The sequence below is a fragment of the Lonsdalea quercina subsp. quercina genome, assembly GCF_000688695.1.
Taxonomy (GTDB): domain Bacteria; phylum Pseudomonadota; class Gammaproteobacteria; order Enterobacterales; family Enterobacteriaceae; genus Lonsdalea; species Lonsdalea quercina_D.
In genome coordinates this window covers 289,480-313,044 of record NZ_JIBQ01000005.1, presented here as the reverse complement: position 1 = coordinate 313,044, position 23,565 = coordinate 289,480, and the positions used below count along the sequence as shown (strand labels likewise).

Below are 23,565 nucleotides of genomic sequence, written 5' to 3'. Positions count from 1 at the left end.
TTAATCTGGAGTAACCGACTCAACGTCAACCGCTGGTCAAATGACGCAGCTGTTTCAGCTGTTCGTCGAGAACGCATGATTCATCACCCTGTTGTTGCAAGAAACGGCAGATGGCGGGATAGGCATCGACGGCGCGATCGGCCTGCGGATCTTCTCCACGCGTAAATTCACCGACCCGCACCAGCAGTTCAACTTCGCGATAAACCGCCAGCAGGTTGCGTAACGCGTTAGCGAGCGTGCGGTGTTCGGCGCTCGTCACCATCGGCATCACTCGGCTCAGGCTGGCTAAGACATCAATGGCGGGAAAGTGAGCGCTTTCAGCCAGGCGACGCGAGAGTACAATGTGCCCATCAAGTAAAGATCTCACTTCATCCGCCAGGGGCTCATTCATGTCGTCGCCTTCCACCAACACGGTGTAAAAGGCCGTGATACTGCCACGTTCCCCCTTTCCCGTTCGCTCAAGCAAGCGCGGCAATGCGGCAAAAACACAGGGTGGATACCCCCCAGGCGCGGCCACTTCACCGCTGCCCAGCGCTATCTCGCGCGCGGCGCGCGCGTAGCGCGTCAGCGAATCGGCAAACAGCAGCACGCGTTTACCCCGATCGCGAAATGCCTCGGCAATGGTCGTCGCCACAAATAACGCCCGCATTCGTTCGAGCGCCGGCCGATCAGAGGTCGAAACCACCATCACGCAACGGCGGCGAACCGCTTCTCCCAGCGTTTGTTCAATGAACTCACGCACTTCCCGTCCACGCTCGCCGATCAGGACCAGCACATTGATTTCGCTATCCGGGCTGCGGCAAAGCATCGACATCAGGGTACTTTTCCCCACACCTGCGGCGGCAAAAATCCCCATGCGCTGCCCCTCACCACAGGTCAACAGGCTGTCGATAGCGCGAATCCCCGTCAGCATTGGCCTGTCGATCAACTGACGCACTAAGGGCGACGGCGGCGACGCATCATAATTACGCCACGGGCCATGCAACTCCGGGCCTTCATCCAAAACGCGTCCCATACCGTCCACCACGCGCCCCAGCAAATCGTCCCCAACCGGGACAAGGTGACGACGGGCTAAAGGCTGAACCCGCTGGCCACAGTACAATCCTGCCGTGCTGATGAAAGGGGATAGCAGCGCCTTCGGCCCATCAATGCCGACCACCTCGGCCAACGCGCCATCAGGTAATAGGCGGCAGACCTCTCCCATAAAGACGCCGGGAAGCCAGGCGGTCAGCAGTGTGGCACCGATATGCAATAGGCATCCGGTTTTTAACTCGCCCTGAGGCGGGCTTCCCTGTGGGATGAGGGACTGCTCCAGGTCGGCGATAGCCGCAGCGCTAATCTTCATAGCAGGCCAGCTCTTGTTCAGTGAGATCAATGCTATGCACTATCTGCACCGGGCAGTTATCGCCAAGTTCTTGCCAGGAAAGCACCGGCACATTAAACAGACTTTGCTCAGTCATTTTGCGCAGAAAGCGTCGCGCATCGATTGAGGTCACCACGCGCAAGTCGCCGTGCTCTTCCAGCGCTTCCCGAATCAAACTCAGTATGCGTGTGCTTTGCTGCATGTTGAGCGCGGCGTAGGTTCCCATCGCGGTTTGTCGGATGGACTCACGGATTAGGTTTTCAATCCCTTCTCCGATACGGAGCGTACGTAGTGGTTCGCCCTCAGGTTTCAACCGATGCAAAATGTGGCGACGCAGCGCAATACGGACATATTCCGTCAGCATCAGCACATCTTTTTCTCGCGGCGCCCACTCAATCAAGGTGCCGAACACCGTGCGTAAATCGCGGATCGACACGCTTTCCGCCACAAGACGTTGCAGAGTTTCGGTGACTTTACTGATCGGCAATTGACGCTGTAATTCTTTGACCAGTTCCGAATAGCGCTTTTCCATCGCATCCATTAAGTATCGCGCTTCCTGCACACCGATAAACTCAGCCATATGGCGTATCAGCACCTGTCTGAGTAATGTCGTGATACGCTGATTCCCGTCGACGACCGATAGTCCCAGTCCTTTGGCTTTTTTTCCCATCTCCTGCGACAACCACGCGATATCGCCCATCTCGTTGGGGAGCGCCTGTACGCTGCACTCCAGCTGTTCATCGGGTTTCAGCAGCAGGTAGGGTTGATCGGGGATTGCCAGAGAAAACACCGGCTCCTGATATATCAACACCGTCATGCCGTTGGCGCTTTCCCGGCTATCCACCACGATGCTGACTTCCGGTAAAGGTACGCCATACTCTTCGAATAGCCGCCAGCGCACGGCATCGATATCTTTTGCCAGGCTGTTCGTGTTCAGCGCCGGTAACACACGCAGCATCAGCGGGCGCGCGCCAGGTTGCATCACGTCTTCAGTCATGTCATCAACGTGGGGATCTTCACGCGCGGGAAGACGTGAGCGGTGCCGGATGAAAAAGAACGGCATCGCGGTGAACATCGCCATCACAAAGAAATCCAGGAAGGGGAAACCCGGTATCAAGGCAAATAAAGTCAACACGATGGCAGTCAGCAGTAGTGCCTGGGGCTGGCGTCCCAATTGGGATGTCAATTCACTGGCCAGGTTCTGTTTTTTCTCTCCCGGTACGCGGGTCACAATAATCCCTGCGCTTAATGAAATCAGCAGAGAGGGGATCTGAGCGCACAAGCCGTCACCTATCGAGAGCACGCTATACGTTTGTACCGCAGTGCTCAATGACATGCCGTACTGCACTACCGCGATAATGATGCCGCCGATGATATTGACCAGTACGACGATAATGCCGGCGATGGCATCGCCTTTGACAAATTTCATGGCGCCGTCCATCGCGCCCAGAAAACGGCTTTCTTGTTGGACCTGATAGCGCAACTCCCGCGCCTGATTTGCATCAATCACCCCAGCACGCAGATCCCCGTCAATACTCATTTGCTTGCCGGGCATTCCGTCCAGAGAAAAACGGGCGCTGACCTCCGCCACGCGCTCCGTACCTTTGGTGATGACGATAAACTGCACGATGGTGATGATAGAAAAGATCACCAGCCCCACCGTCAGGTTTCCGCCCACAACGAAATGACCGAAGGCCTCCACGATATCTCCCGCATCGTGTTGCAACAGCACCAGTCGCGAGGTGCTGATGGTCAATGACAATCGGTATAAGGTGGTAATCAGCAACAACGAAGGGAACGCCGACAAATCTAGTGCATCGTTCAGGTAAATAGAGATCAGCAGCAAAATGACGGAAAACGTGATGTTGATGGCGATCAACGTGTCGATCAGGAATGTCGGCAGCGGCAAAATGATCATCACAATCGCGATGAGAAGGACCACGGCCAGAACAACGTCCTGACGCTTTGCGCATACAGACAAGCCCCGCTGAAGCTTCTGCATACTCATTCTGCTCATGACAGAGATTTGCATAACGATTCCAAAAAAGCTTGTTGGCGACGATGAAGATGAAACCACAGTTCGGCGGTACTCTCGGCTGCGGGTGAGCAACTGATGAATAATCCACGGCGCAGTGTGAAGAAACGCTGAGGGATACCGGCGAAATAGGCGGGATGCCAGCGGTGCAGCGCCAGCATCAACAGATCGTTGTCAAAAGGATCCCTGGGCAGACACTGACTGATGTGCAGCCGACTATCACGATAATTAAGGTAGGTTTCGTATTTTTCTTTTTTCCAACACATCTCGGCCATCGAGCAGCTATCCGGCATATCCGCTAATTGGATAAAGCGCTGGATATTGAGCTCCGTGATCAGATCTAACGTCATGACGACCTCCGCATTAACTTGAACATAGAGTTCCAAATGCGACGCAGAGACGGAATCCGGTGATGACCTTATCCCCCCTGTTTCAAACCCCGTAAAACGGTAAGAATTTGGTCTCGTTGATCTTCATCGTTGAAGCAGCGATCGGGCATGTGCGAGAAAAGTGCGTCCAGATGCTGTAACAGCCGTTGATACAGATTTGGGGAATCGACCAGCGGCGTGATGCGCTCCTCTAACCATTCGGCAAACAGCCAACTTTCGTTGGTGATGTCGATCAATAAGGCAAGCAGGGTATCCTTCGATAACTGGCAAGCGGCTTCCGTGTGTTGACACTCTTTTTCCAGCCCTAAAAACAATAACAGGCGGCGTAAACGCACCAGCACAGCGGCCAGCCGCTCCTGTTGCGCGCCGATCACGCAGGCCGAGAGTTCGAAAGCCATCGCGCGTAATAAAACCCGGATTCTCTGCCGCCTGTCCGGCCATTCCATGACGCGTTGGAACCATTCGGATAACGAGACGTTGTCCTCATCCATCGCCTGCTGAAACAAGCGATTCATCTGCGCTAATGTCCCTTTATCCACATGCCCCAGTTCCAGCATGCCGAACAGCGCAATTTCCCAGCCCTCTTGTTCCATGAGCTCAGAGAGGTGGTCGCTCAGTTTTTTCCGTTTTTTGCGGTCCAGGCCTTCTGCCACCAGCAAGGCGGCAAGGCTTAACAGTTGCTGACCCAAAGATGAACGGTTCTCTTGTTGAGTCAGTTGTACGTTCAAGCCGCCTTCCTGCTGCTGCATTCGCTCAACCATCTTCAGCAAAGCCTGCTGCCGCAACAGTTGCCGCTCTTCTGTATCCATCGGTCGGAAATCCTTCAAGCGCCCGCCCAGCACCATTCCCATGTCCTGCAGCGTCTCGGAGAGCGCGCTTCCCGCCGTTTCTTGTAATTCCAACAGCGCCAGCTCCATCGGCGAGGTGACGTTTTCGTGGGAGGCCTGCGAAAGGTGCTGATCCCTCGTATCATTCATGACTGCCGGGATATCCGATACTCTCATTTTGCTCTCCTGTGTCCGTGCAGGGGGAATGAAGCCATGTGAGCAACTGCTGAAAATGGTTGCTGAGCGAAAAAGTGACGGAAAGCTGAGATGACGCTAACACGGCATGATCGCGGGGAAAGTCAGGTTCGGGCACGAAAGTAAAACGCGAGCCGAACTCAGCCCGCATCTTTTCCTGATGTTCTGGGTGAAAATGCAGTGTTAACGCGCCTTCAGCCGCCATCTGTTCGGCCTGTCTGGCCAGTCGGGCGCACAAGGTTGTGTCATAGGGTTGTTGTTCAAACCACGCGGTGAGCACCTGTTTCAGGCTAAGATGGATCCGGTTCGACACCGCGTTGACGACTTCTTTTTCCAGCGCCTCATCGGCCAACAAACGGGTCACGTGCGCATGAAGCCACTGCGTCTCGCACTGGTCGAGCGTGGTTTTTCTCAGCGTCTCAAGCTCCTCTTGCATCTCGCCCTCCGTACGGCGACGAAAGCGATGGGCCTCCTGAATGATCTTCTCCGCTTTACGCCGGGCCGCGTTCACGATAGCGACAGCGTCACGATGCGCATTTTTCGCCGCTTCGGTCTGCTGATACGCCAGCACGATTTGCTCTGCGGGAATGATTCGCTGATTGGGTAGCGGCCACTCCAGCTCGGTCAGCGGTATTCGGCACATAGCGATCGCTCCAGTAAGTTCATCGCCAGAGTAGGGACTTGCGGCCATAAGGCCCGTTCGCACGGCGGTGACAGGATCAACATGGCATACAGCACCGGCTCCGCCAGCGCGGCGCGATGAAGTACGGCGGTGCCGAGCTCCAGTGCCATCCTTTTCAACGACAGAGGCGAAAAAACCGCCCGACGCGTCCCCCGGCAGAGGCCGAAGAGTTGCCGAATCACCGCCTCATTCAACCAGCGTAAAATAGCCTTTCTGTAATCGGGTAACAGGAAATAGTCGTTGCAGCCCAGCATCAACAAGCCCATCGCCAGCGCAAATGGCTCCATGTGAGGCGCCAGCTGCGCGATGCGCCGTTGACGATCGTTAAGCTTAAGCGGAAGCCGCGGCGTTCCCCGCCGGACTCGCAATGCCTGATTCAAACAGCGATCACGTTGAGGATTCTCACCATACGACCAGTCCGGCTTGGGCTTGAAGCCAAGCGACGTCAGCCAGCATGGATGCGCATAACGAGCCGGTGTCCAAAGATAGCGATGCAGCAGCAAGATCGTGTCTTCGGGCAGGGCGACGCCTAGCGTCGTTTGCGCCACGCCACTAACATCAGAGAAACAAGGATGAAAATCACCAGCGTCAACGCGAGTATTAAAGGCCATCGATGTTGGGCTAACCACTGTATCGTCCTCCACGGACCCTCATCCGGCACATTCGCCGCACTGTGCATTCTGAATTCAGTCGGCTGCATGAGAATACCGATTTGATCCGCATGAATGCCTGGAATCGATTTTTCAATCAGGTTCTTTATTTGAACCCGGAACGCTTCGAGGTTGATCTGCGGTGAATATTTGATAAATACCGCCACCGACACGTTGCCGTTATCCCCCATATCATCCGGGAGGTGAGAACCAATCGTGACATCGGTACAAACCACACCGTCGATCTTGCTCAGCATCTCTTCGATTCTTTGCTCATTGAGGAAAATGATTTTCTGATGTTCCTCCGCGGGCGAGACCACCAGTTGATTCGGTGGAAACATCGTATCGACGGACGTGTAGCTGCGGCGGGGAAACCCATTGAGACGCAGTAATTCCACCGCATTGATAAACTGTGATTTCTCCACCCGCAACGTGACGCCGCCTTCTGCCACCTGCTTTTCCGCCGAGATGTTGTGCTGCATGAGGATAGCCAGCATTTGATTGGCATCTTCTTCAGAAAGGGCGCTATAGAGCTCAACCCGACACCCTGACAGTAGTAAAATCAGCCCGAAGACCAACAGAAAGCGCAATAATTTCATGTCATGTTGGCCAGTTTGTTGACCGACTGAGACACGGCGCCAGCGACTTTCGCGCCCAGATCCACGCTGACCGTCGTTCCCATCAATGTGGCCTGCTGCGCCAACATCTGCGAGGGCGATAATTGGCCGACGTCGCCTTGCGGTGTCCCCGCATACAATAACTTGTTGAATGCCGATACTTTTTCACTGCTTGGAACGTCAGCATCAGATGAATGGAGGGTTCCGTAAACGGCACTGGAATCGATCGCCGCCGTGCTGCTGAGGATACTCATGGGCAGACTCCTATGATGAGATCAGGTTAAGTAGTTTTTCAGCGATTCGGCTTCTGGCAGCGTGATATCAGTCAGGATCTGACGTGCCCGTTCAGGCTCATTCAGCCCCGCAAATAAAACGCCGAGACAGACCGCCCGCATGTTGTTATCCGTCACCAGATAAGGTAAGGCGGGTAACATGCCCCGGACCTGCCGGTGCAGGCCATGATTGATCCCTGCAAAGGCTGTCTCGACCAGCAACCGCCGTTCGCCATCCGTCAGCAAGATCATATTTTGGAAATGATCCCACTCAGCATGTCTTTGATCGTTTTGATCATCGCGCTTTCATAGTTGATGAAGGTGGAGTACTGCTGCACGGCAAACTGGGCTTTAAGCATGGCCTCAGGGTTAGAAATATCCTGACCATTCATTTTGTCTTCGACGGCCTGTCCTGCCTGATTCGCCAAACGCGATAGCGTATCCACAAGTTGCTCAACGTTCATAATGACCTCCCGCTAAGGCTAGGCGGGCAACGTCATTCACCAAACTGCCCGCGAACTCAATTATGACGCGCTACCTGAGGTTACCTATCGGGTGATGGCCTGAACTGGAGAGTAAGAGGGAGCGGTGTCGGACTCGTCGGGAGGAAATAGGCGCGCCATAAGACGGAAGAAAGCTCCGCTGGCGTTCTGCCCTACCACCGATTGCCCTTGCTGGCCGTAGCGTAAAAAAATCAAGGAACCCTGGGCTGCGTTGTACACCTGGCGGAACAGAGGGTAACTCAGCCCCAGAGAAGTCGACATATACGACAATCCGCAAGAGGCCACCGTCAGCAACAAACGCGCGCCTAAAGACACTACGGAGCCGATATGCTGACTTTTTTGTTTGTCGCAAAACCGCTGAGCGATGCAGTAGACCGCATTCGCAATGCTGTCATGCTCCATCGGCAGCGCCTGCTCTTGGNGCTTGATGAAGCAGGCGATATCCGCAACAGCAATCGCCAAGCCAATCGATGACAGCAACAGTAAGGGCACAGTGCCAGGGCAAAGCACCGCCAGTACGATCGCTGAACTACAGCATAAAAGTTGACCGCCCACCACGATTGCCTGCCAACTAAACAGGGCGGGGGGAAAGACGCGGATAACGCGTTTCACCAAGCTAGCCAGCATACTTTGCTGCCCCTCCTCGCGAGAAAAAGCGCCGGGCGCCGACGACTCTGCGCGTTGCGGCAGAGGTAGTACAGGGCTCGGCAGCTTGTCGCCCCCCTCTTGCACGGCTTGCCAGACCTCAGCATATACCGTACTGCCGGTGCGAGTGATATCAGCCATATGCGGCCCTTTTAAAGGCTTGGTTGTTGCAATTTTTCCCGCTCATAGCAAGCAACAATTTGCTTCACTATTTCCTTTAGCTCCTCGCTCAACTTGCCATCCTCAGTCGTGCCATGAGTCATAGCCTCTGTCTTTTCGGCCAGCGCCTTAGACTCGGCCGCCTTGGCATTCGCTTTATTTCTCTCGACCCAAGAGATGAACATATTGACCCCTTCTCCGCCGAACGTGATCGTTACGGTGATGGCCGTCGAGATAATATTCAAAGTATGAGCCCCCCCCTCTGATAAATGCGCAGTGGGGATAACAAGCAGAGCGCAGCCAATAATCACCCGAGTAAGACACGAAACCACATCCCCCACGTTGAGTGAGCAAGCCTCCGAACAGTCTAAAGACATCATCAAGGCTCTGACCGCCAGCGCAATGCAGTCATCTGCTGTTTCCAATGGCTCGCGATCGTTTTTGACCTGAATCAGGTTATAAAGCGAACAGCAGCTATCCCCCACGGCAATCATCATCGCGACGCCCGCCACGGCGACCAAAGGGATCCCCATCCCGCCAGAAAGTACCGTTGCCGCGACGGCAAGCCCAAACACAGACGCTGCGCCGATGAGCCGCGTCAAACGCTGAAGAAAATATCCTGTTTGAATCGCCCGCTTCGCTCGCGTTTCTTGACTCATGACCGACTCTGGCGATGTTGTCTGGCTCCCCGGCGGAATGAGCACAGGAACCGAGACCGCCGCGTCACCGGATTCGGCAATGGGAGCAGGGAAAATATTGCCAATATTGGCGGTTTGAGGAACAGGTTTTGGACTAGGAAGCATCATCAAATCCCCGTCGTCGAAGGTGATAAAGCCACACCACGCTAAACCAGTAGCTGGCTCAGCAGGCGTTCCACATTAGCGCGCACGTCGCTATATGAAGGGTCGTCATAACTCATCTCTAATGCCGTTTGCAGCGCTATTCGCGCTTCTGAAAGTTGCCCTATCGCTTTCAGACAGACGGCAATTTGATAAACAGGCTCCGGGTGACAGGCATCCAGCATGAGGGCGTAGCCGTAATGGTTGATGGCCATCACATACTCTTTCTGCATCATCAGCGCCCCTGCCAGGGCGATATGTGAACGCCAACACCAAGGCTGAGTCATGACCAACCAGCTGAATTTGATCAGCGCGCTACCGTAATCCCCCGCTTGCCAGGCGACATACCCCTCGGCATAAACTTCTTCAGGGTCAAGTTTCATTGCCTGTCTGACCTCTGGGTTTTGCCAAATATCCTGTTCAGTCGTATCGAATGTCATGGGCATAAAATACCTCCAGGCGGGATCTTGAGAAAAAAATGCTATTGGCTACTCCCTGGAGATTTTCGTCGATGAAGCAACCTCGATGCCGGTATCTCCAACCAGTCATCACCGTCCTTTATTACACCGACCGCCCCCAGTCTATGGAGTAAACGCACTAGCTGTTGTCGCTGTAAGGCCAACCGTTGATCCAAGACATTGGTGATCACCAGCATCCTGACGCCGTTCAACGAAGATACGCGCTGAAAGAGTCGACGGAGCAAGCGCCAAAACCGGATCAACGAAGAGAACTGCGGCCCGCTATCAGGGGTCCGATAAAAGCTGCACAAAATAAGATGGCCGGCATCCACTCGATAAATAAGGCGATAGGGCGCGATGTCCACCTGAAGCCCAATCTGCAACCCACAGTCGGCCAAAAAAGCCGGCTGCGGATCTAACCCTTCCTGACGCAGCAGACGCGCTATCTCATTCATACTGACTCCCTGAGCGTTAACGCGAAATAGCGCGCAATGCCTGACTGAAAACCTCAACCAGACTGCGCCCCATTTCCATCATTTGCTGCATGATGTCACGGGCTTTCGTCAGGATATCGTCGAGTGTTTTGGCGTAAGATTGCGCCCCTTTGTCTTGCAAATCGGCAATGGCCTTTTCTTCATCGGCGGTACGCTTGAGATTGGCGGCGAGAGCGCTGAATGTCCCTTTGACAGTCTGATCCGCGGCATTGCCCACGAAGCGCCCGGCCTCTTGGGCAATACTGTTCGCCCCCGCTATACCATAAGCCGCGCCGCCCAGCGAACATAAGCCGCCGATGATACTGCCTACCGCATCCAGCTTGGCAGCCGAGCAGCTATCATCAATCGCGTTAAGGCTTTTTTTCAAAGCGTTGATTTCCAATCCCCAACCCAGCTCCTGTTTTTTCTGGTTGTAGTACTGCATCGTGTCGCGTAGCTCCTTAGCCAGAAGCATGAGCTTGGCCCAGATCTCATCAAATAAGTTGAAAAACGAGTTGGCATCGAAGGCGACATTGCTGTTATCCGCAGCCCCCGCGTTCCCGGCGCTGTGCGTCTGAGGAATCAACTCTCCAGCAGGGTCCATCGTCCTTTTTTGTGTCTGGCTGACAGGCCATAGGTTTTTAATCAACGTTCCCTGACTCGACAGAGATGCAATCGTGTCGCTTCCAACCGGCAATGCCCCTGTCACCGTCGAGGAAAGGGTTGTCGATGCGGTATCAATACTTCTCATAGTTCCTCCTCAGGCGCGCGCTCCGGCGATATTCGCCAGCACCGTGCCGTAGCTATCGATAATGTCTGACGCGCATTTCATTGCGTTGGCGCCATTCTGATAGGCTTCATTCAGCCTCTTCTGCTGCGTTTTCTTGCGCTCTTCAGTCCAGTTCACCATGAAGTCGATGAAGTTTTGTTGCGTGATTAATTGATCAATCATTTTTTGCAATTCGGCGGTTTTATAAGCGATCACTCCCGAAAAAGTATGATTCACGCTGCTGCCGATCTTTTGTGTCGTCCTTAACGCGTCACAGCCGACGTCGAAAAGAATTTGCTTCATCAATGTGTTACGGAGCTGCTTCAACACAGCCTCGCGAAGTTTCTCCGCCACCACTTTCTCGCCTTTTTGGATGAGATCCTCGCCCACCGCTTTAAGCACGGATCCCACCATTTCCGCGACGCCCTCACGGGTAAAACTTTTCCCCATCATGCGCACCATATTCGCTTCAGCTTCTATCTCGTGCGCCGCCGCTTCGATTGCCATATCACCCACCTCGACCATTTCACGCTCCATCGCCATGCCGAAGTTTTTACCTAACTCTTGGCTCACTTCCTGGCCGATCTTCTTAGCCAGAACCTCGACCTCTTCAGCCGCCTTTGTCGCCACGGCTTCAACAAAACGTTCTCCTATACCGGACTCCAGCACCTCTTCGGCGGCTTTCGTCACGGCGCGAGAGGCACTGATTCCCCGGCCGACCTGCACAAAGTCCAAGCCGAATGCCACGAACTCACAGCTAGTCTGTAACGTACCGGCGACCTGGATAACCTGCTGACAATCGTTTTTATTCGCCCCCAACAACATCGCCGTTTCAGCGCTGGCTTTGACCATCCCGAATAAGCCCGCGGATAAATAGGCCGCCCCGTCGGCAATCGCCAGCGGGTCGCCACTCAGCGAACCTCTCATGAGCGTCAGCGCGCCATAGACGACTTCAACACCGCCGATAACCCAGTCGAATACCGCGTTCAGTATCCCGGCTTTACGCGCCTGATCGGTTTGTTCAATCGCCTTGTTGATTTGCTCCTGATATTTTTCGACTTGCTGATTTCGCAGTGCGGCCTGGACTTCAGTCGCCCGTTCCAACTGCTGACAGAGGGCGCTGGCGTTGTTGCCGGAAACGTTCATGACCAACTGCACCATCATCATGGACAACACCATCGGATCCATGTCCATGACGTCGCGAATGGAGGGCGGACTTGCCCCCATCGCACCGGAAGGAATGAGCTGCTGTAACGCTTTTTCCGCCTCCTGTTGGCTGACATACGGTGAGCGCTGCGCCTCAGGGTTTTCATCATCGAAAATGGGCAACACGCCAAGGCGATGGCTCAGTCCACCGCGGAGCGGGCTAACGGTGGGTGTATCGATCTTGGGCGGTATTCCGCTCAATCCAGCATGAACATTGGCAACGCTATTTATCTGCATCCGACTCATGATCCTCTCCTGCTTTGGCCAGGCCCACTTGTGCGCGGCGGCGAATATCCGCCCGTTCTCGGTCCTTGCACTGCTCTCCTTCATGGGCAGTGCCGCACACCAGTAAAGCCGCTTTAAATGCTTTGGCCGCCTGCGGCCGATGACCGCAGGCGAGATAACACTCACCGGCGGCGCAGGGCGCCTGTGCAGCCGAAACACGGATTTGCGCGGCACGTCCATAGGCATAGATGGCATCGATCCAAGCCCCGTCCGCCTGACAACACGCGCCCAGTTCGAACCAGTAATCAAACGACCACCCGTCGTAGAGCGTCAGGACTTTAAAGATTCGAGCCGCGGCACCGTATTCACCAATCCCCATCAGCTGTTTCGCATAGCGAAATAACACATCCAGTTCTGCGCTAACATCCTTGTCCAAGAGCATGCGCAGCGCGCCTCCCCGCTGAAAAAAATGCAACAGCATCTGCATATCCTGGGGACTTCCGCGCTCCGTCATCAGTACATCTTCTGTGCAATCATGCTGAGTAAATCGCCCCATTTGCTGACCAGACCGGTCATCTGAGTGATCACCGCATTGATCTCCTGGGTCATTTTCTGGATCTTTATCTGTCCCTGCGTCATCAGGTCGGTGTCGCGGTTGGCGCTGTTATCCAGCGCGGCTTTGATGGCCTGCAGCGATCCTTTATCTAATCCTGCCGAACCGCCATGCTGGCTGATGTAGTCATTGATATTGACGCCATCCACGGTAATACCGTTTTCTTGCATATATTTAATGACGTCGTCGGGCACTTTTTCGCGAGTTTTATCATCACCTTTTGCCGCCTCGGCAATGATTTCATCCATGGTGTTGGACTTCTCTTGCGTATTACGCGCACGCACACTTTTCTGTTCAAGAGTGCTGAAAAGATCGTTCGCGATTTTTTGTAGCACGAGTTCAAAATTATCAAGAACGGATAATCCGTAAGCAAAAGGATTCTCCTCTTCGCTGCTACTGACCTGCGAAGCATCATTTTCATTAATGCGTGAATATGAACTGATACCGGTAGCCGTAACATGAGAGTTTTGACTGGATAATACATTTACGCTCATCCTATTCTCCTCAATTATTCCAATGAATTTGAAACGATATTTTTCAATTTCGACTGCAGTTTCTTCAGCGTGGTATTTAACGCTTTCATATCTTGCCTGGCATTATTTTCAATACCCTCCAGCCCCTCAGGAAAAAGCCGATGCAACTCCGTAAGTTTTTTCGCCGCCTCGGGTTCTTTTGCTGAGTCTGCAACCAACTCCAATATTCGTTTTTTCAAATGATTAAAATCTGAAAAGCAATTTTCCAACCAAATATATTCTCGCTCTATTCTTTTTCTCTCTGACTCAATATCTTTTCTCATAACATCACCTGTGAAATTCGATATATAACCAAGTATTGGTACTTATTTCATCTCACTTTCCAAGTGTATTCGTTCAGTGAGAAACCCGGCGTCACTTCTTAATCATCTCGATTTATTTGATGATTGTGATAACGAAAGTAAATGACCTTGATAATATCTTCGGCCTGAATGACCGCTTCTAACAATAAGGTGATGTGCTGATATTGTAGTGGGGTCGACGGTCCTTTCATCGCCCGTAATAACCGGGCTTTGGCCTCTGCCAACTGCACTAATCGTTCACGGGTATGTGCTTCGGAGTCACGCACGTGATCTTCTAAATCTGTCAACGTAGGCACGGTATCTCCGCTAAAAATTGAAGGGAATATTGATCAAGGCGTCCCCGGACTTGAGCGCCATAGCGTGATCATTAAGGGCGATCACTTCCCCGTCATTTGGGAGTCTACTGCCCGTTCTCAGGCGTTCAGCATTTTCCAATACGACGTAGAGTCCCGTACGACTGTGGACAACCGCAGCAATCGGAGAAGGCAGCCGCTGGCTGCCTTCGTTGGACGCGGCGACATGTTGATAGCTCAACTCAATATGGGGAAACTGTTTACGCAGACGTTTCATGAGCAACTGCAAGGACCGCAGCTGATCTTCATTGAGTACGCCACTGATGACAAAGGCCTGACCGACTGGAGTCACGCTAACGCTGCCCGCTAATCCATTGTGGAGTAACTCATCGATAATCGCTTGACTCTGTATTTCGTGCGGGTTGTCAATTCTCCAATGTTTCAACCCCGGTAATTGGCTCAGCTGCGGCTGAACGGCGGCCCAGCGTTTCCCCATGGTGATATCAGCGTTGATATGCACTTCGCCGGGTGCGGTGATAGTGACCTGTGCATCGTTATATCCCGCCTGTATCAGAATATCGCGAACTTCTCTGATGAGCTGATCGGAGCAGACAACATTGTCCCGATAGAGCACGCCCCATGCCTCTAACGTGGAATGGGCCGCTTGCATCGCCGCACTATTCTGGCAATACCCCGACAACACCAGCGCGCCATCCTGATCCCAACGTGTCGTGGTGTCAGTCAATCCCTTTTTCTGCAGCAGTTGTTCGACGCGGTCTGACATCGACTCGGGCGCCTTGACGACGGGATAAGTCCAGAGCACGACGATAGAGAGGCCAATCAGCGCCATCAACATCAGGGCGGCCCCCCACAAAATAGCGGGCATGCCGGTTCGCTGTGGATAGCGTGATAAATCGGTATTGTGACGGCCGAAAGCCATTTCCAATCCCAAGGTTTTCACTACGCCTTCTTCAGGCAACGGGGCGCCGTTTTTATGCCGTCGTCCATTGAGCAGAACGCCGGCGCCTCCCGCATCAATAAACAGCGTTCCCTCCATCACCGACAGTGCGATTTTGCCGTCACTGTGGAGCGGGACACAGAGATCGCAGCCGCGTTCTCCGATAGTCAGATGCCCCTCCGACAGCCACACCTCTCGGCCATGCAGTACGCCGCCGAGTAAACGCACTTTCCATTCGTTATCCATGGCTGTTGTCACCTTTCGCCACGGTCGCTTTAATCAGGAACAGGCGGATGACGCTGTGCGTTTGATTGATATCATCCCGGAATAAATGCCCGATAACGGGGATATCCCCCAGCAGAGGGATCTTATTCTGTGTTTGAATTTGTTTGTCCTGCTTGAAGCCGCCTAGCAGGAGACTCTGACCGGGCTGCAGGGTGGCCTGTGACGCGATCTCAGAGTTTTGTACCTGGGGTAGCGGCTCTTCTTGGCTCAGCGGTGCATTTTGCTGACCATCCTGAATATTAAGGCTCAGCATAATATTCTGCTTGCCGTGGTCATCCAGCAAGCGCGGCGTCACACGGAGCAGGGATCCGGTAGTAATAGATTCCATCTTGGCCACTTTTTCCCCTTCTAGCTTGGTGTAAAAAGTGATGTTTTTGTCCAGCACCGCCTGGATGTTATTGAGTGTTACGACGGAAGGTTGCGACAAAATATAGGCGTGGGAATTCTTCTCCAGCGCGACCAAACGCGCCATAAAACTCGGCGTATTGCTGATGACCGTGGAAAATCCGCCGCCGGTGTTGTTGTTAGGGCCATTAAACGAAATAGAACCGCCGCCCAGAGAGACCGCCGCGCTCCAGTCAATGCCGAGTTCGCTCACATCACCGGCGTCTACATCAATGATCGTGACGGAAATTTCAATCATTTTCGGGCGCTGATCCAACTGACTAATGAGCTGGCGATAGCCGGCTATGTTCGCCGAGCGATCGCGAACGATAACCGCATTTTGGCGGGGATCGGCAGAAAACATCGGCAATCCCGCCGTATCGGGTGAGTTAGCGTTAGCCGAAGGTGCGCTGCTCCGACTCATCTCGCGAAGCACGCTGACCACGCCCGGCACGACAACCGTCTGATCGCGGTACTGATAGCGGTCATCGATGGCCGTGGCATATTTCAGCGGGTAGACAATCAAACTAACCGCATCGCCCTGTCGTCGGGTCATTTCCCCATCCAGCATTGAGGCCAACTGCGTGACTCGGGACATACAGGCGGGCACCCCGCTGACATCCAGCGCATTGATACCCGGCACGCGGCTTATCTCACAGCTGTTCTTCGCCATGATGTCGCGCTGACGTAAATAGTGGATGAATGAGCTGGCAGGTAAGGTCTTTAGGGGAATAACACTATGCGTCAAGCGGGAGCCAGGATAGATATAGAGCGTATTCCCATCGAAATAGGTGGCCAAATGATATTGCGCAGCGAGTTTATTCAAAATTTCAACCGGCGGAGATGCCGGAATCGTTCCGCTGAAAACATCGACGATACCGGGATCGATAGTCGCTTGAGTCTCATAGTCTTCGGCCAAATTCTGTAATAACACCGAAAGCGCTATTTTTTGTGCCCGGATGGAAAAGTTATCTCCTGTCCAATTCAGTGACTGCGCATGAGCCATGGCGCCGAAAAAAAGGATAGATAAAGCAGCCGCCTTACTTAATTTCATTTCCTCTTTCCTTACCTGATTTTATTTTACAAGAGAGGACGCTTGTTAAGTAGCGAGTTAACGCCAGATGCTTTTCAACCTCCACAGCCATTATTTCAGCCGTCATATTTTTATCGTAATAGCCGCATAGCCACCCCCCTACGGGATTCATTTGTAGGGCGTAATCATGGAGTTGCGGGCACGCTGCCAGCAACAGCATCATGTAATTTGCCGTTTCCGCCGTAAAGTTCTCAACGGTATCGATATAGATAGACAGAGCCAGCGACAGTGTACATAGATACCCACGCGCCGCTCTTCCTTCCATATTCATCAGGATTACGCCATCATGATTAGAAATATGTACATCATCAATCAACGGTATTTTTTTTAATTTATCCAGCATCGATATTGACTCCTAAAATAGGAGAGATATTCAATGGGAAAACTTTAGGTGTACATCAGTTCAAGACCTGATTTGATTGCATTGCTAACTTTGTCATCCTATTCATCGACAGCCCCATACGCCGAATCCCGCAAAGTTTATAAGCATTGCGATTGTGTATATCCAAATGACCTCATACTGATCAACATAGAGGTGGTCTACCACCACATTCATTGACGATGAAGCCTGGGCGTTTCATATCAGGCTATTGTCTTAGGATAATGGTAATGAGAAAACAGTATTCCTTGGTGGGTAAATTAACGCTCCTGATCTCAATCGGCCTATTAACCATCTGGTTAATCACGATCTTTTCAGCAACGTATGTTTCATTAAGCCAGAATCGCCATCGGCTGATTGATAATTTGTCACACATCGCCAACCTCAGGGTGGGATTGAGCAATCATCGATTTGAAGGGGCTGAGCGAGATGCTCAGGCGCTCGCACGCCACTATCAGCAATACCACTATATTCCCGTTAATGCCGCTCCGACGACGAAAACCGAGAGCCGCTATTTTCCTGTCGATACCTCGGTCTGTACACCGCCAGACAAGCAGAATCAGGATCTTAGCTTCATTCAGCTCTACGGGACCGCGGGTCAGACTTACTACCTTGATAGTTTTATCCTCGACCGGCGCTATGGCATTTCCCTCTTGCCGCCGCTAGAACATTCGTCCGATTATTTCGTCCGCCGTCAAAAGGAGCTGTGGCAATTCCCCCTCTGTGCAACCCATGACAATCTATTTTGGGGCAAACCCGAATACATCTCAGGGAGCGGCTGGAGCGTGTCTATCGCGGCGGCCGGGATGCATGACGTGCTGATAGGGTTAACGGTCAAGCTCAACGATATATTGTCTTATGGGGATTCTGTCTCTGATAGCGACATCAGCCTGTGGCTTGACAAGGATAATCAGATCTTACCCTTCTCAGCTCTGCATGAAATCGACGTGAAATCGCTGCAAAAAGTATTTCTCCATGCTCATTTGAAGGAGGGATGGCAGCAACTGCCCGGTTATCTGGTATTGCGTAATAAGCTAAAAGGGCCCGGTTGGCAGCAGGTCATTTTATATCCGACCAATGGGGTAATGGAGAGAGCGATTGGGATTGTGGCAAACCAGCTGCCTTTTGCACTGACCACACTGCTGTTACTGGCCGCGATGTTGTTCTGGCTACTTCATCGCTACCTGGCGCGTCCGCTGTGGGATTTTGTCGATATCATCACGAAAACCGGCCCCAATTCACTCTCGGCACGTCTGCCAGAAAACCGTCAAGACGAGCTGGGCAGCATTGCGCGCGCCTATAATCTGCTGCTCGATGCCCTACGCGCTCAGTATGACAATTTGGAAAAAACCGTTGCCGAACGCACGCGTGAACTGACGATTGCCAAGCAGCAGGCAGAGCAGGCCAACAAACGCAAAAGCCGTCATCTCACCACCATCAGTCATGAATTGCGCACGCCGCTCAGCGGCTCGCTGGGCGCATTAGAACTCCTGAAAATGACCCCAATGAGCGACAAGCAATATCAACTTGCCAATACGGCCAGCCAATGCACGCTGTCACTACTCGGCATCATCAATAACCTTCTGGACTTTTCACGCATTGAGTCAGGGCAACTCTCCTTGCACATGGAGCAGACCCCGCTGCTGCCCTTGTTGGATCAGGCGATGCAAACGATTCAGGGGCCCGGAATAACCAAAGGATTAACGCTAAAAGTCTTTGTCGGTCATAAAGTGCCGCTGAGTTTCAACGTGGATGGCACGCGTTTACGGCAGATTTTGGTGAACCTGTTGGGAAATGCGCTCAAATTCACAGAGGCCGGCGGTATTTGTCTCACCGTCAAACGCCACAACGATCACCTTATTTTCTCCGTTAGCGACAGTGGTCAGGGAATTTCGCTTGCCGATCAAGACGCCGTTTTCGAGCCCTTTTTTCAAAGCCAGGGCCATAGCCAGGGCACTGGGCTGGGGCTGACCATTGCCTCTACGCTGGCCAAAATGATGGGCGGGAAACTGGAGCTGCGCAGCTCTTCAGGTTTAGGGACCTGCATCTCATTTCTGCTGCCGCTAGATGAATATAGCGAACCCACGCCGCTGTGCGGTGAGATTGCGGCTCCGCAGCTTTTGCATCGTCAGCTCTCCGCCTGGGGACTACGCTGCGTGCTGTCCACGGAGGAAAGCGCCTTTAGTTCTGATGACCTCTGTTTTCTGCCGGGAAAATTGCGGGACACCGTCATTCACGCTCTCTCCGGAGAAAAAGACAATACGGCCGATCCGCTACCGGTCCAACCCTGGCGGCTGCGCATCCTGCTGGTCGATGATTCGGTGGTCAATCGAGACATCATCGGCATGATGCTCACGTCGCTGGGACAGGACGTCACTCTGGCGGCAAATGCCAAAGAAGCCTTAATGCACGGCCAGCATCAGAGCTTCGATTTGGTACTGATGGATATCCGCATGCCCGTCACAGACGGGATCCTGTGCACGCAACAGTGGCGTCAAGATACCAACAACCTCGATTGCGAGTGCATGATCATGGCGCTGTCCGCCAATACCGCGCCAGAAGAGATCGCCCGTTGTAAAGAGGCGGGAATGCAGCATTATTTAACCAAGCCCGTCACGTTGACGCAGTTGGCCGACGGAATCAGCATCGCAGCGGAATTCCAGCTGCAAAGAGATATCCCTCTTAAGGAACAAGACTACGCGGAAGGCCATGCGATTTTATCCCTCGATGATGCCACGATGAGACAAAAAATACGGCGTTCGCTGAATTTACTGCTCGGCGAACTTGACCAAAACTTATCGGCTCTGAAGGAAACTGCCGCACTGTTACACACGTTAAAAGGGTGTCTCGGACAAGCAGGCTTAAACACTTTAGTCTGCAGCGTGATTGATATGGAAAACCGTGTTCAGCATGGTCTGGCGTTAACACCAGAAGAGATTGCAGAGCTACGTTACGCGCTAAATTTAGCATTGGATAGTTGAGTCCGTTCTTGCCAATGCTTCTTTTCATTTAAGAGGTAATAATATGCAAAACCATAAAATACTGCTGGTTGATGACCATGATCTCATTATTAATGGCATGATGAGTTTGCTCTCGCCATACCCGCGTTTTAGCATCGTCGCGCATATCGATAACGGTTTAGAGGTCTACAACACCTGCCGGCTGCACGAACCAGATATTTTGGTACTCGACCTGGGACTACCCGGTATTAACGGTTTGGACCTCATCCCTCAATTGCGCAGTCGCTGGCCACAAATGTCGATTCTGATATATACCGCACACGTTGAAGAGTTAATGGCAATACGCACGCTTGCAGCTGGCGCAATGGGCTATGTTTTGAAAAATAGTAGTCGCCAGGTGCTATTAGCCGCGCTGCAAACCGTTGCTGTGAATAAACGTTATATTGACCCTGCGCTCAACCGCGTAGCCATCAATAACGCGTTGAGCGTCAAAAATGACAGCCCTGAGATTCTCACTCCGCGTGAAAAGCAGATCCTCAGATTGATCGCAGACGGTTATACCAATCGGCTCATTAGCGAACAGCTATGCATAAGTGTGAAAACCGTTGAGACACACAGACTGAATATCATGCGAAAGCTTAACGTGCATAAAGTCACAGAACTACTGAACTGCGTCCGCCGTCTCGGCCTTATGAATTAAATCATTCACCCTAATCTCTAGAAAAATAAACAGACTCCTTTATTTACCTGATAGTTGTTCGCTTTACATTTTTGCAACATGGTGTTTTTAACCAACTAAGGACAAATATCATGAGTATGGCAATTATCGACAACGGACCCACTATCAACGAGACACAGTTACACGCCATGTTGACCGGAGATATCAAAGGTGCGACCAAACTTGAAGGCTGGGAAGCATTCAAGAATTTCTTTATTAAACTACTCAATAATCTACCCGGTATTAATATTGAGGATAAAGAGAAGTCGCTGCGTGAAATTTATGAAAAAATTTATCATAAAAACAATACAGCCGTTTCGAGTGAAGAAACACACTCGATAGAAACCATTTGGCATTCTTTGCAAGACTTAATCGAATTAATGGAAGGAGATAAAGCTCGCACAATGACGTTCGATTTCAGATATCCTGGTGGTACACTTGATGTAGAACATCAGCCTTCTCAAATCCCTTTCACTATCATCATAGATGATCATTCACTGCCCGATATTTCATACTCAAACACACCGCTCAATAACATTATTTTGAGCTGTATTACTGATCGCTACATGCTCTTAAAAGTGGATGAAGATGCACAGAGTCATTCGGGTGTTTATCAACTAAACCCCGCTGTTTTGACCACCAATGGAAATAGAGTTTCCTTTGATGCCGAGACCCAGATCGCCAGCAAATATGAGTTTATGGTGGCCACCGCGTTAGACCAAAGCCGCGCATTGACAGAACGCGGTATTAACGAAAATGGCAATCTTGACGAACAAGCCCATCAACTTGAACAGTATCAACAGCAAATTGCGCACCTCCAAAGCCTCATCTCACCGCCGGGTACATCTTACACGCCGAATGATGTTCGTATTAAGGCAGCCATCGATCAGCTAAGCGAGTTTGTGGCCGAACAACAAAACACCTATAAATCGATTAATCAGGCATCATTGAATACGCTGATTGAAAAATACGCCCTTCTAACTGGAGACAAACTGGCTATAGAAATGCCAGATCTTGACCTTGATATCGCTCATCTGGCTAAGATGAACGAAGTAAAATATCAATCTGTCGTACCAGAGGGAAACCAGAAAACAGTTAGCGAAATACAACAACAGCTGGAACATCTTGTTTTCATCACAGAGTTGCAAAAAGAAATTCATGACTCAAAGAAGTTTCCTGAAGAGCTATATCAACAGATTAACGAACAGCGAAATAAGCTAGACGAAGCTGGAGCAAACCAGCTCACGGCTGTACGGGATAGACTCCTGGAGAACATTCGAGAAGCCAACCCGTGGTATGTAGGCAGCACAAACTTAAAGTCGGATTTACATCAGCAGGCTGAAAAAGTCATTTCAACACTGACACATTACGAAGACGAAATTAAGCAGTTGCTTGAAAATTCAAATCTCCGACCGAATTCTGAATTAGCCTCTCTCAAGCAATTTTTTTTGAAGGCAAACCACTTATTGCCCATCATAGAAAACCGAACTGCAATCATCGAACGAGCAAGTGCGGCGTATCAGACATTAAACTCGATAAACGAGTTAGATAAATATCTGGATGAGGGGAGCAAGATCGGTGATCTTGATATTTTATCCTACCCTCGAAAAAGTATTGCCCAGCGGCAACAACAACACATTGATAATTTGCCAGTTAGCCAAAGGAAATCCGATTACCAAACAAAAATTGATGCGCTTAACCTTAGCATTATTTACCGACAGGTAGAGATGTGGGCACAATGCCTCAGTACGGTGCCGGAGTCAGAGACGAATAAGGAAACAACGCTAAATTTATTAACTCACGAAAATATTCAACCTCCATTGTTATTGACTCAGGCGGAGTCAAAAGCAATGGAATTAAAAGAAGAGCTACAGACAAAAAACAATCTCACAGAAAATGAGATCACACTCATCAACAGAATTGACACATTAACTAAACAGAGTGACGTCATCGCATTAATTGAAAAAAAACTTCATGACATCGAAAATAGTGTTGCCCAGCAGAAAGACATCGACGAGTTAACGTCGCATAATAATAGTTTACTGCCCGGCACTCGTCGGGATGATTATGAACAAAGAATTAAGACACTCGCGGAAGCATCCTCAGAAAATCGCGCTATCAAAGAAGAGTTAATGGAATTAAGCGTCACCATCTCTGGCATCAATCGGTATGTCATCCCCTATTCCAAAGGCATTGCCGACCGTTTTGCTCAATTGGAGGCGCGTAGTGAAACGCTACCCAAAAACTCGGCGAACGAACGTCTTCTGACTGATATTAGTGCCACCAAAGTGGTTCTGACAAAGATCCAGAATCAGGATCAGAAGTTTACTCAGGTACAAGAAACACTCGCTAAAATCACCAAAGCTGGCGCGAGTCTTTCAAACCCACTTTGGCATAAGGGGCTATTAGCGTTAGATATTGCAGCGAAAGAGCTTGAGCCACTGCATGAAAGCCCCCGGACCAACGATGTCGCTAAACGGACTGGCAATAGTGCGCTCAGAGCATTAGAAATTCTTGAAGACATGATTAGCCAATGTCCAGAAGATAAAAAACTGAAGCGCGACTATATGTCCGAGGCCGAAGTGAACTATATCTCACTAAGGGATATCATTCGCTCACTCGGGAATAAATTACCTAACATTGATATATTGGAAGAAAAAATTAAAAAAATTAAATATGAAAATAAATTCAAAAGCACAAACTTAGTAACAAAGTTCGATAACTTTATTGGGAGATAATA

General features: G+C 51.4%; 25 protein-coding genes. 3 read left to right on the top strand and 22 right to left on the bottom strand.

Translation table 11 applies throughout. From position 1 onward, the window contains the following. Positions 1-25 precede the first annotated feature (25 nt). The 22 genes from SB13_RS06455 to SB13_RS06345 form a co-directional block, all read right to left on the bottom strand. Positions 26-1,345, bottom strand: a complete 1,320-nt coding sequence (locus SB13_RS06455) for an EscN/YscN/HrcN family type III secretion system ATPase (RefSeq protein WP_036150477.1) — start codon at positions 1,343-1,345, stop codon at positions 26-28. Further along, a complete protein-coding gene (locus SB13_RS06450) occupies positions 1,335-3,380 on the bottom strand; it encodes an EscV/YscV/HrcV family type III secretion system export apparatus protein (protein ID WP_394296365.1) in 2,046 nt (681 codons plus the stop codon). Before SB13_RS06450 ends, SB13_RS06455 begins: the two co-directional genes overlap by 11 nt. Next, complete coding sequence (locus SB13_RS06445; protein WP_026739570.1) at positions 3,377-3,748, bottom strand: type III secretion system protein SsaM; 372 nt, start codon at positions 3,746-3,748, stop codon at positions 3,377-3,379. The genes SB13_RS06450 and SB13_RS06445 overlap by 4 nt, the downstream gene beginning before the upstream one ends. A 68-nt stretch (positions 3,749-3,816) precedes the next feature. Further along, positions 3,817-4,791: a TyeA family type III secretion system gatekeeper subunit gene (locus SB13_RS06440; RefSeq protein ID WP_026739569.1), complete on the bottom strand. Its 975-nt coding sequence runs from the start codon at positions 4,789-4,791 to the stop codon at positions 3,817-3,819. Next, a complete protein-coding gene (gene sctL, locus SB13_RS06435) occupies positions 4,757-5,452 on the bottom strand; it encodes a type III secretion system stator protein SctL (RefSeq protein ID WP_036150478.1) in 696 nt (231 codons plus the stop codon). Before sctL ends, SB13_RS06440 begins: the two co-directional genes overlap by 35 nt. Beyond that, entirely contained in the window at positions 5,434-6,039 is a 606-nt protein-coding gene (locus SB13_RS17225) for a type III secretion system domain-containing protein (protein ID WP_235202377.1), read from the bottom strand. Before SB13_RS17225 ends, sctL begins: the two co-directional genes overlap by 19 nt. Beyond that, the gene (gene ssaJ / locus SB13_RS06425) at positions 6,021-6,740 is read right to left on the bottom strand and encodes an EscJ/YscJ/HrcJ family type III secretion inner membrane ring protein SsaJ (RefSeq protein ID WP_026739567.1); all 720 of its coding nucleotides are present in this window, start codon (positions 6,738-6,740) and stop codon (positions 6,021-6,023) included. The genes SB13_RS17225 and ssaJ overlap by 19 nt, the downstream gene beginning before the upstream one ends. Then, complete coding sequence (gene sctI, locus SB13_RS06420; RefSeq protein WP_026739566.1) at positions 6,737-7,012, bottom strand: type III secretion system inner rod subunit SctI; 276 nt, start codon at positions 7,010-7,012, stop codon at positions 6,737-6,739. Before sctI ends, ssaJ begins: the two co-directional genes overlap by 4 nt. 21 nt (positions 7,013-7,033) lie before the next feature. Continuing rightward, entirely contained in the window at positions 7,034-7,282 is a 249-nt protein-coding gene (locus SB13_RS06415) for an EscG/YscG/SsaH family type III secretion system needle protein co-chaperone (protein ID WP_026739565.1), read from the bottom strand. Continuing rightward, a complete protein-coding gene (sctF, locus tag SB13_RS06410; RefSeq protein WP_026739564.1) occupies positions 7,279-7,494 on the bottom strand; it encodes a type III secretion system needle filament subunit SctF in 216 nt (71 codons plus the stop codon). The genes SB13_RS06415 and sctF overlap by 4 nt, the downstream gene beginning before the upstream one ends. An 836-nt stretch (positions 7,495-8,330) precedes the next feature. Then, positions 8,331-9,143: a hypothetical protein gene (locus tag SB13_RS06400; protein ID WP_051616500.1), complete on the bottom strand. Its 813-nt coding sequence runs from the start codon at positions 9,141-9,143 to the stop codon at positions 8,331-8,333. Positions 9,144-9,181: 38 nt separating this feature from the next. Beyond that, on the bottom strand, positions 9,182-9,616 hold the full coding sequence (locus tag SB13_RS06395; RefSeq protein ID WP_051616507.1) for a SycD/LcrH family type III secretion system chaperone: 435 nt from the start codon (positions 9,614-9,616) through the stop codon (positions 9,182-9,184). A 41-nt stretch (positions 9,617-9,657) separates the two neighbouring features. Next, positions 9,658-10,089 (bottom strand): type III secretion system effector protein SseE, encoded by a 432-nt coding sequence (gene sseE, locus SB13_RS06390; protein WP_026739562.1) that lies wholly within the window; start codon positions 10,087-10,089, stop codon positions 9,658-9,660. 16 nt (positions 10,090-10,105) lie between these two features. Beyond that, a complete protein-coding gene (gene sseD / locus SB13_RS06385; protein WP_152545820.1) occupies positions 10,106-10,858 on the bottom strand; it encodes a type III secretion system translocon protein SseD in 753 nt (250 codons plus the stop codon). Between the two features lie 9 nt (positions 10,859-10,867). After that, entirely contained in the window at positions 10,868-12,328 is a 1,461-nt protein-coding gene (sctE, locus tag SB13_RS06380; protein ID WP_235202376.1) for a type III secretion system translocon subunit SseC family protein, read from the bottom strand. Then, positions 12,306-12,794, bottom strand: coding sequence for a CesD/SycD/LcrH family type III secretion system chaperone SscA (gene sscA / locus SB13_RS06375; RefSeq protein WP_235202375.1), 489 nt, complete (start codon positions 12,792-12,794; stop codon positions 12,306-12,308). The genes sctE and sscA overlap by 23 nt, the downstream gene beginning before the upstream one ends. Before the next feature lie 26 nt (positions 12,795-12,820). Further along, positions 12,821-13,414: a type III secretion system translocon protein SseB gene (sseB, locus tag SB13_RS06370; protein ID WP_036150480.1), complete on the bottom strand. Its 594-nt coding sequence runs from the start codon at positions 13,412-13,414 to the stop codon at positions 12,821-12,823. A gap of 14 nt (positions 13,415-13,428) precedes the next feature. Beyond that, on the bottom strand, positions 13,429-13,716 hold the full coding sequence (locus SB13_RS06365) for a hypothetical protein (protein ID WP_026739557.1): 288 nt from the start codon (positions 13,714-13,716) through the stop codon (positions 13,429-13,431). A gap of 98 nt (positions 13,717-13,814) precedes the next feature. After that, positions 13,815-14,051 carry an EscE/YscE/SsaE family type III secretion system needle protein co-chaperone gene (locus tag SB13_RS18095; protein ID WP_026739556.1) on the bottom strand — a complete coding sequence of 79 codons (237 nt, stop codon included), beginning with the start codon at positions 14,049-14,051 and terminating at the stop codon, positions 13,815-13,817. 10 nt (positions 14,052-14,061) lie between these two features. Next, a complete protein-coding gene (sctD, locus tag SB13_RS06355; RefSeq protein ID WP_026739555.1) occupies positions 14,062-15,252 on the bottom strand; it encodes a type III secretion system inner membrane ring subunit SctD in 1,191 nt (396 codons plus the stop codon). After that, positions 15,245-16,729, bottom strand: coding sequence for an EscC/YscC/HrcC family type III secretion system outer membrane ring protein (locus SB13_RS06350; protein WP_026739554.1), 1,485 nt, complete (start codon positions 16,727-16,729; stop codon positions 15,245-15,247). Before SB13_RS06350 ends, sctD begins: the two co-directional genes overlap by 8 nt. Next, positions 16,716-17,111, bottom strand: coding sequence for a pathogenicity island protein (locus tag SB13_RS06345; RefSeq protein WP_026739553.1), 396 nt, complete (start codon positions 17,109-17,111; stop codon positions 16,716-16,718). Before SB13_RS06345 ends, SB13_RS06350 begins: the two co-directional genes overlap by 14 nt. Positions 17,112-17,377: 266 nt before the next feature. Here SB13_RS06345 and SB13_RS06340 point away from each other — a divergent pair, with 266 nt between their 5' ends. The 3 genes from SB13_RS06340 to SB13_RS06330 all read left to right on the top strand — a co-directional run bounded on the left by SB13_RS06340 (position 17,378) and on the right by SB13_RS06330 (position 23,563). Then, positions 17,378-20,128, top strand: coding sequence for a two component system sensor kinase (locus SB13_RS06340; RefSeq protein WP_026739552.1), 2,751 nt, complete (start codon positions 17,378-17,380; stop codon positions 20,126-20,128). A gap of 43 nt (positions 20,129-20,171) precedes the next feature. Continuing rightward, complete coding sequence (locus tag SB13_RS06335) at positions 20,172-20,807, top strand: two component system response regulator (RefSeq protein ID WP_026739551.1); 636 nt, start codon at positions 20,172-20,174, stop codon at positions 20,805-20,807. A 110-nt stretch (positions 20,808-20,917) separates the two neighbouring features. Continuing rightward, positions 20,918-23,563: a hypothetical protein gene (locus SB13_RS06330; RefSeq protein WP_026739550.1), complete on the top strand. Its 2,646-nt coding sequence runs from the start codon at positions 20,918-20,920 to the stop codon at positions 23,561-23,563. Positions 23,564-23,565 lie beyond the last annotated feature (2 nt).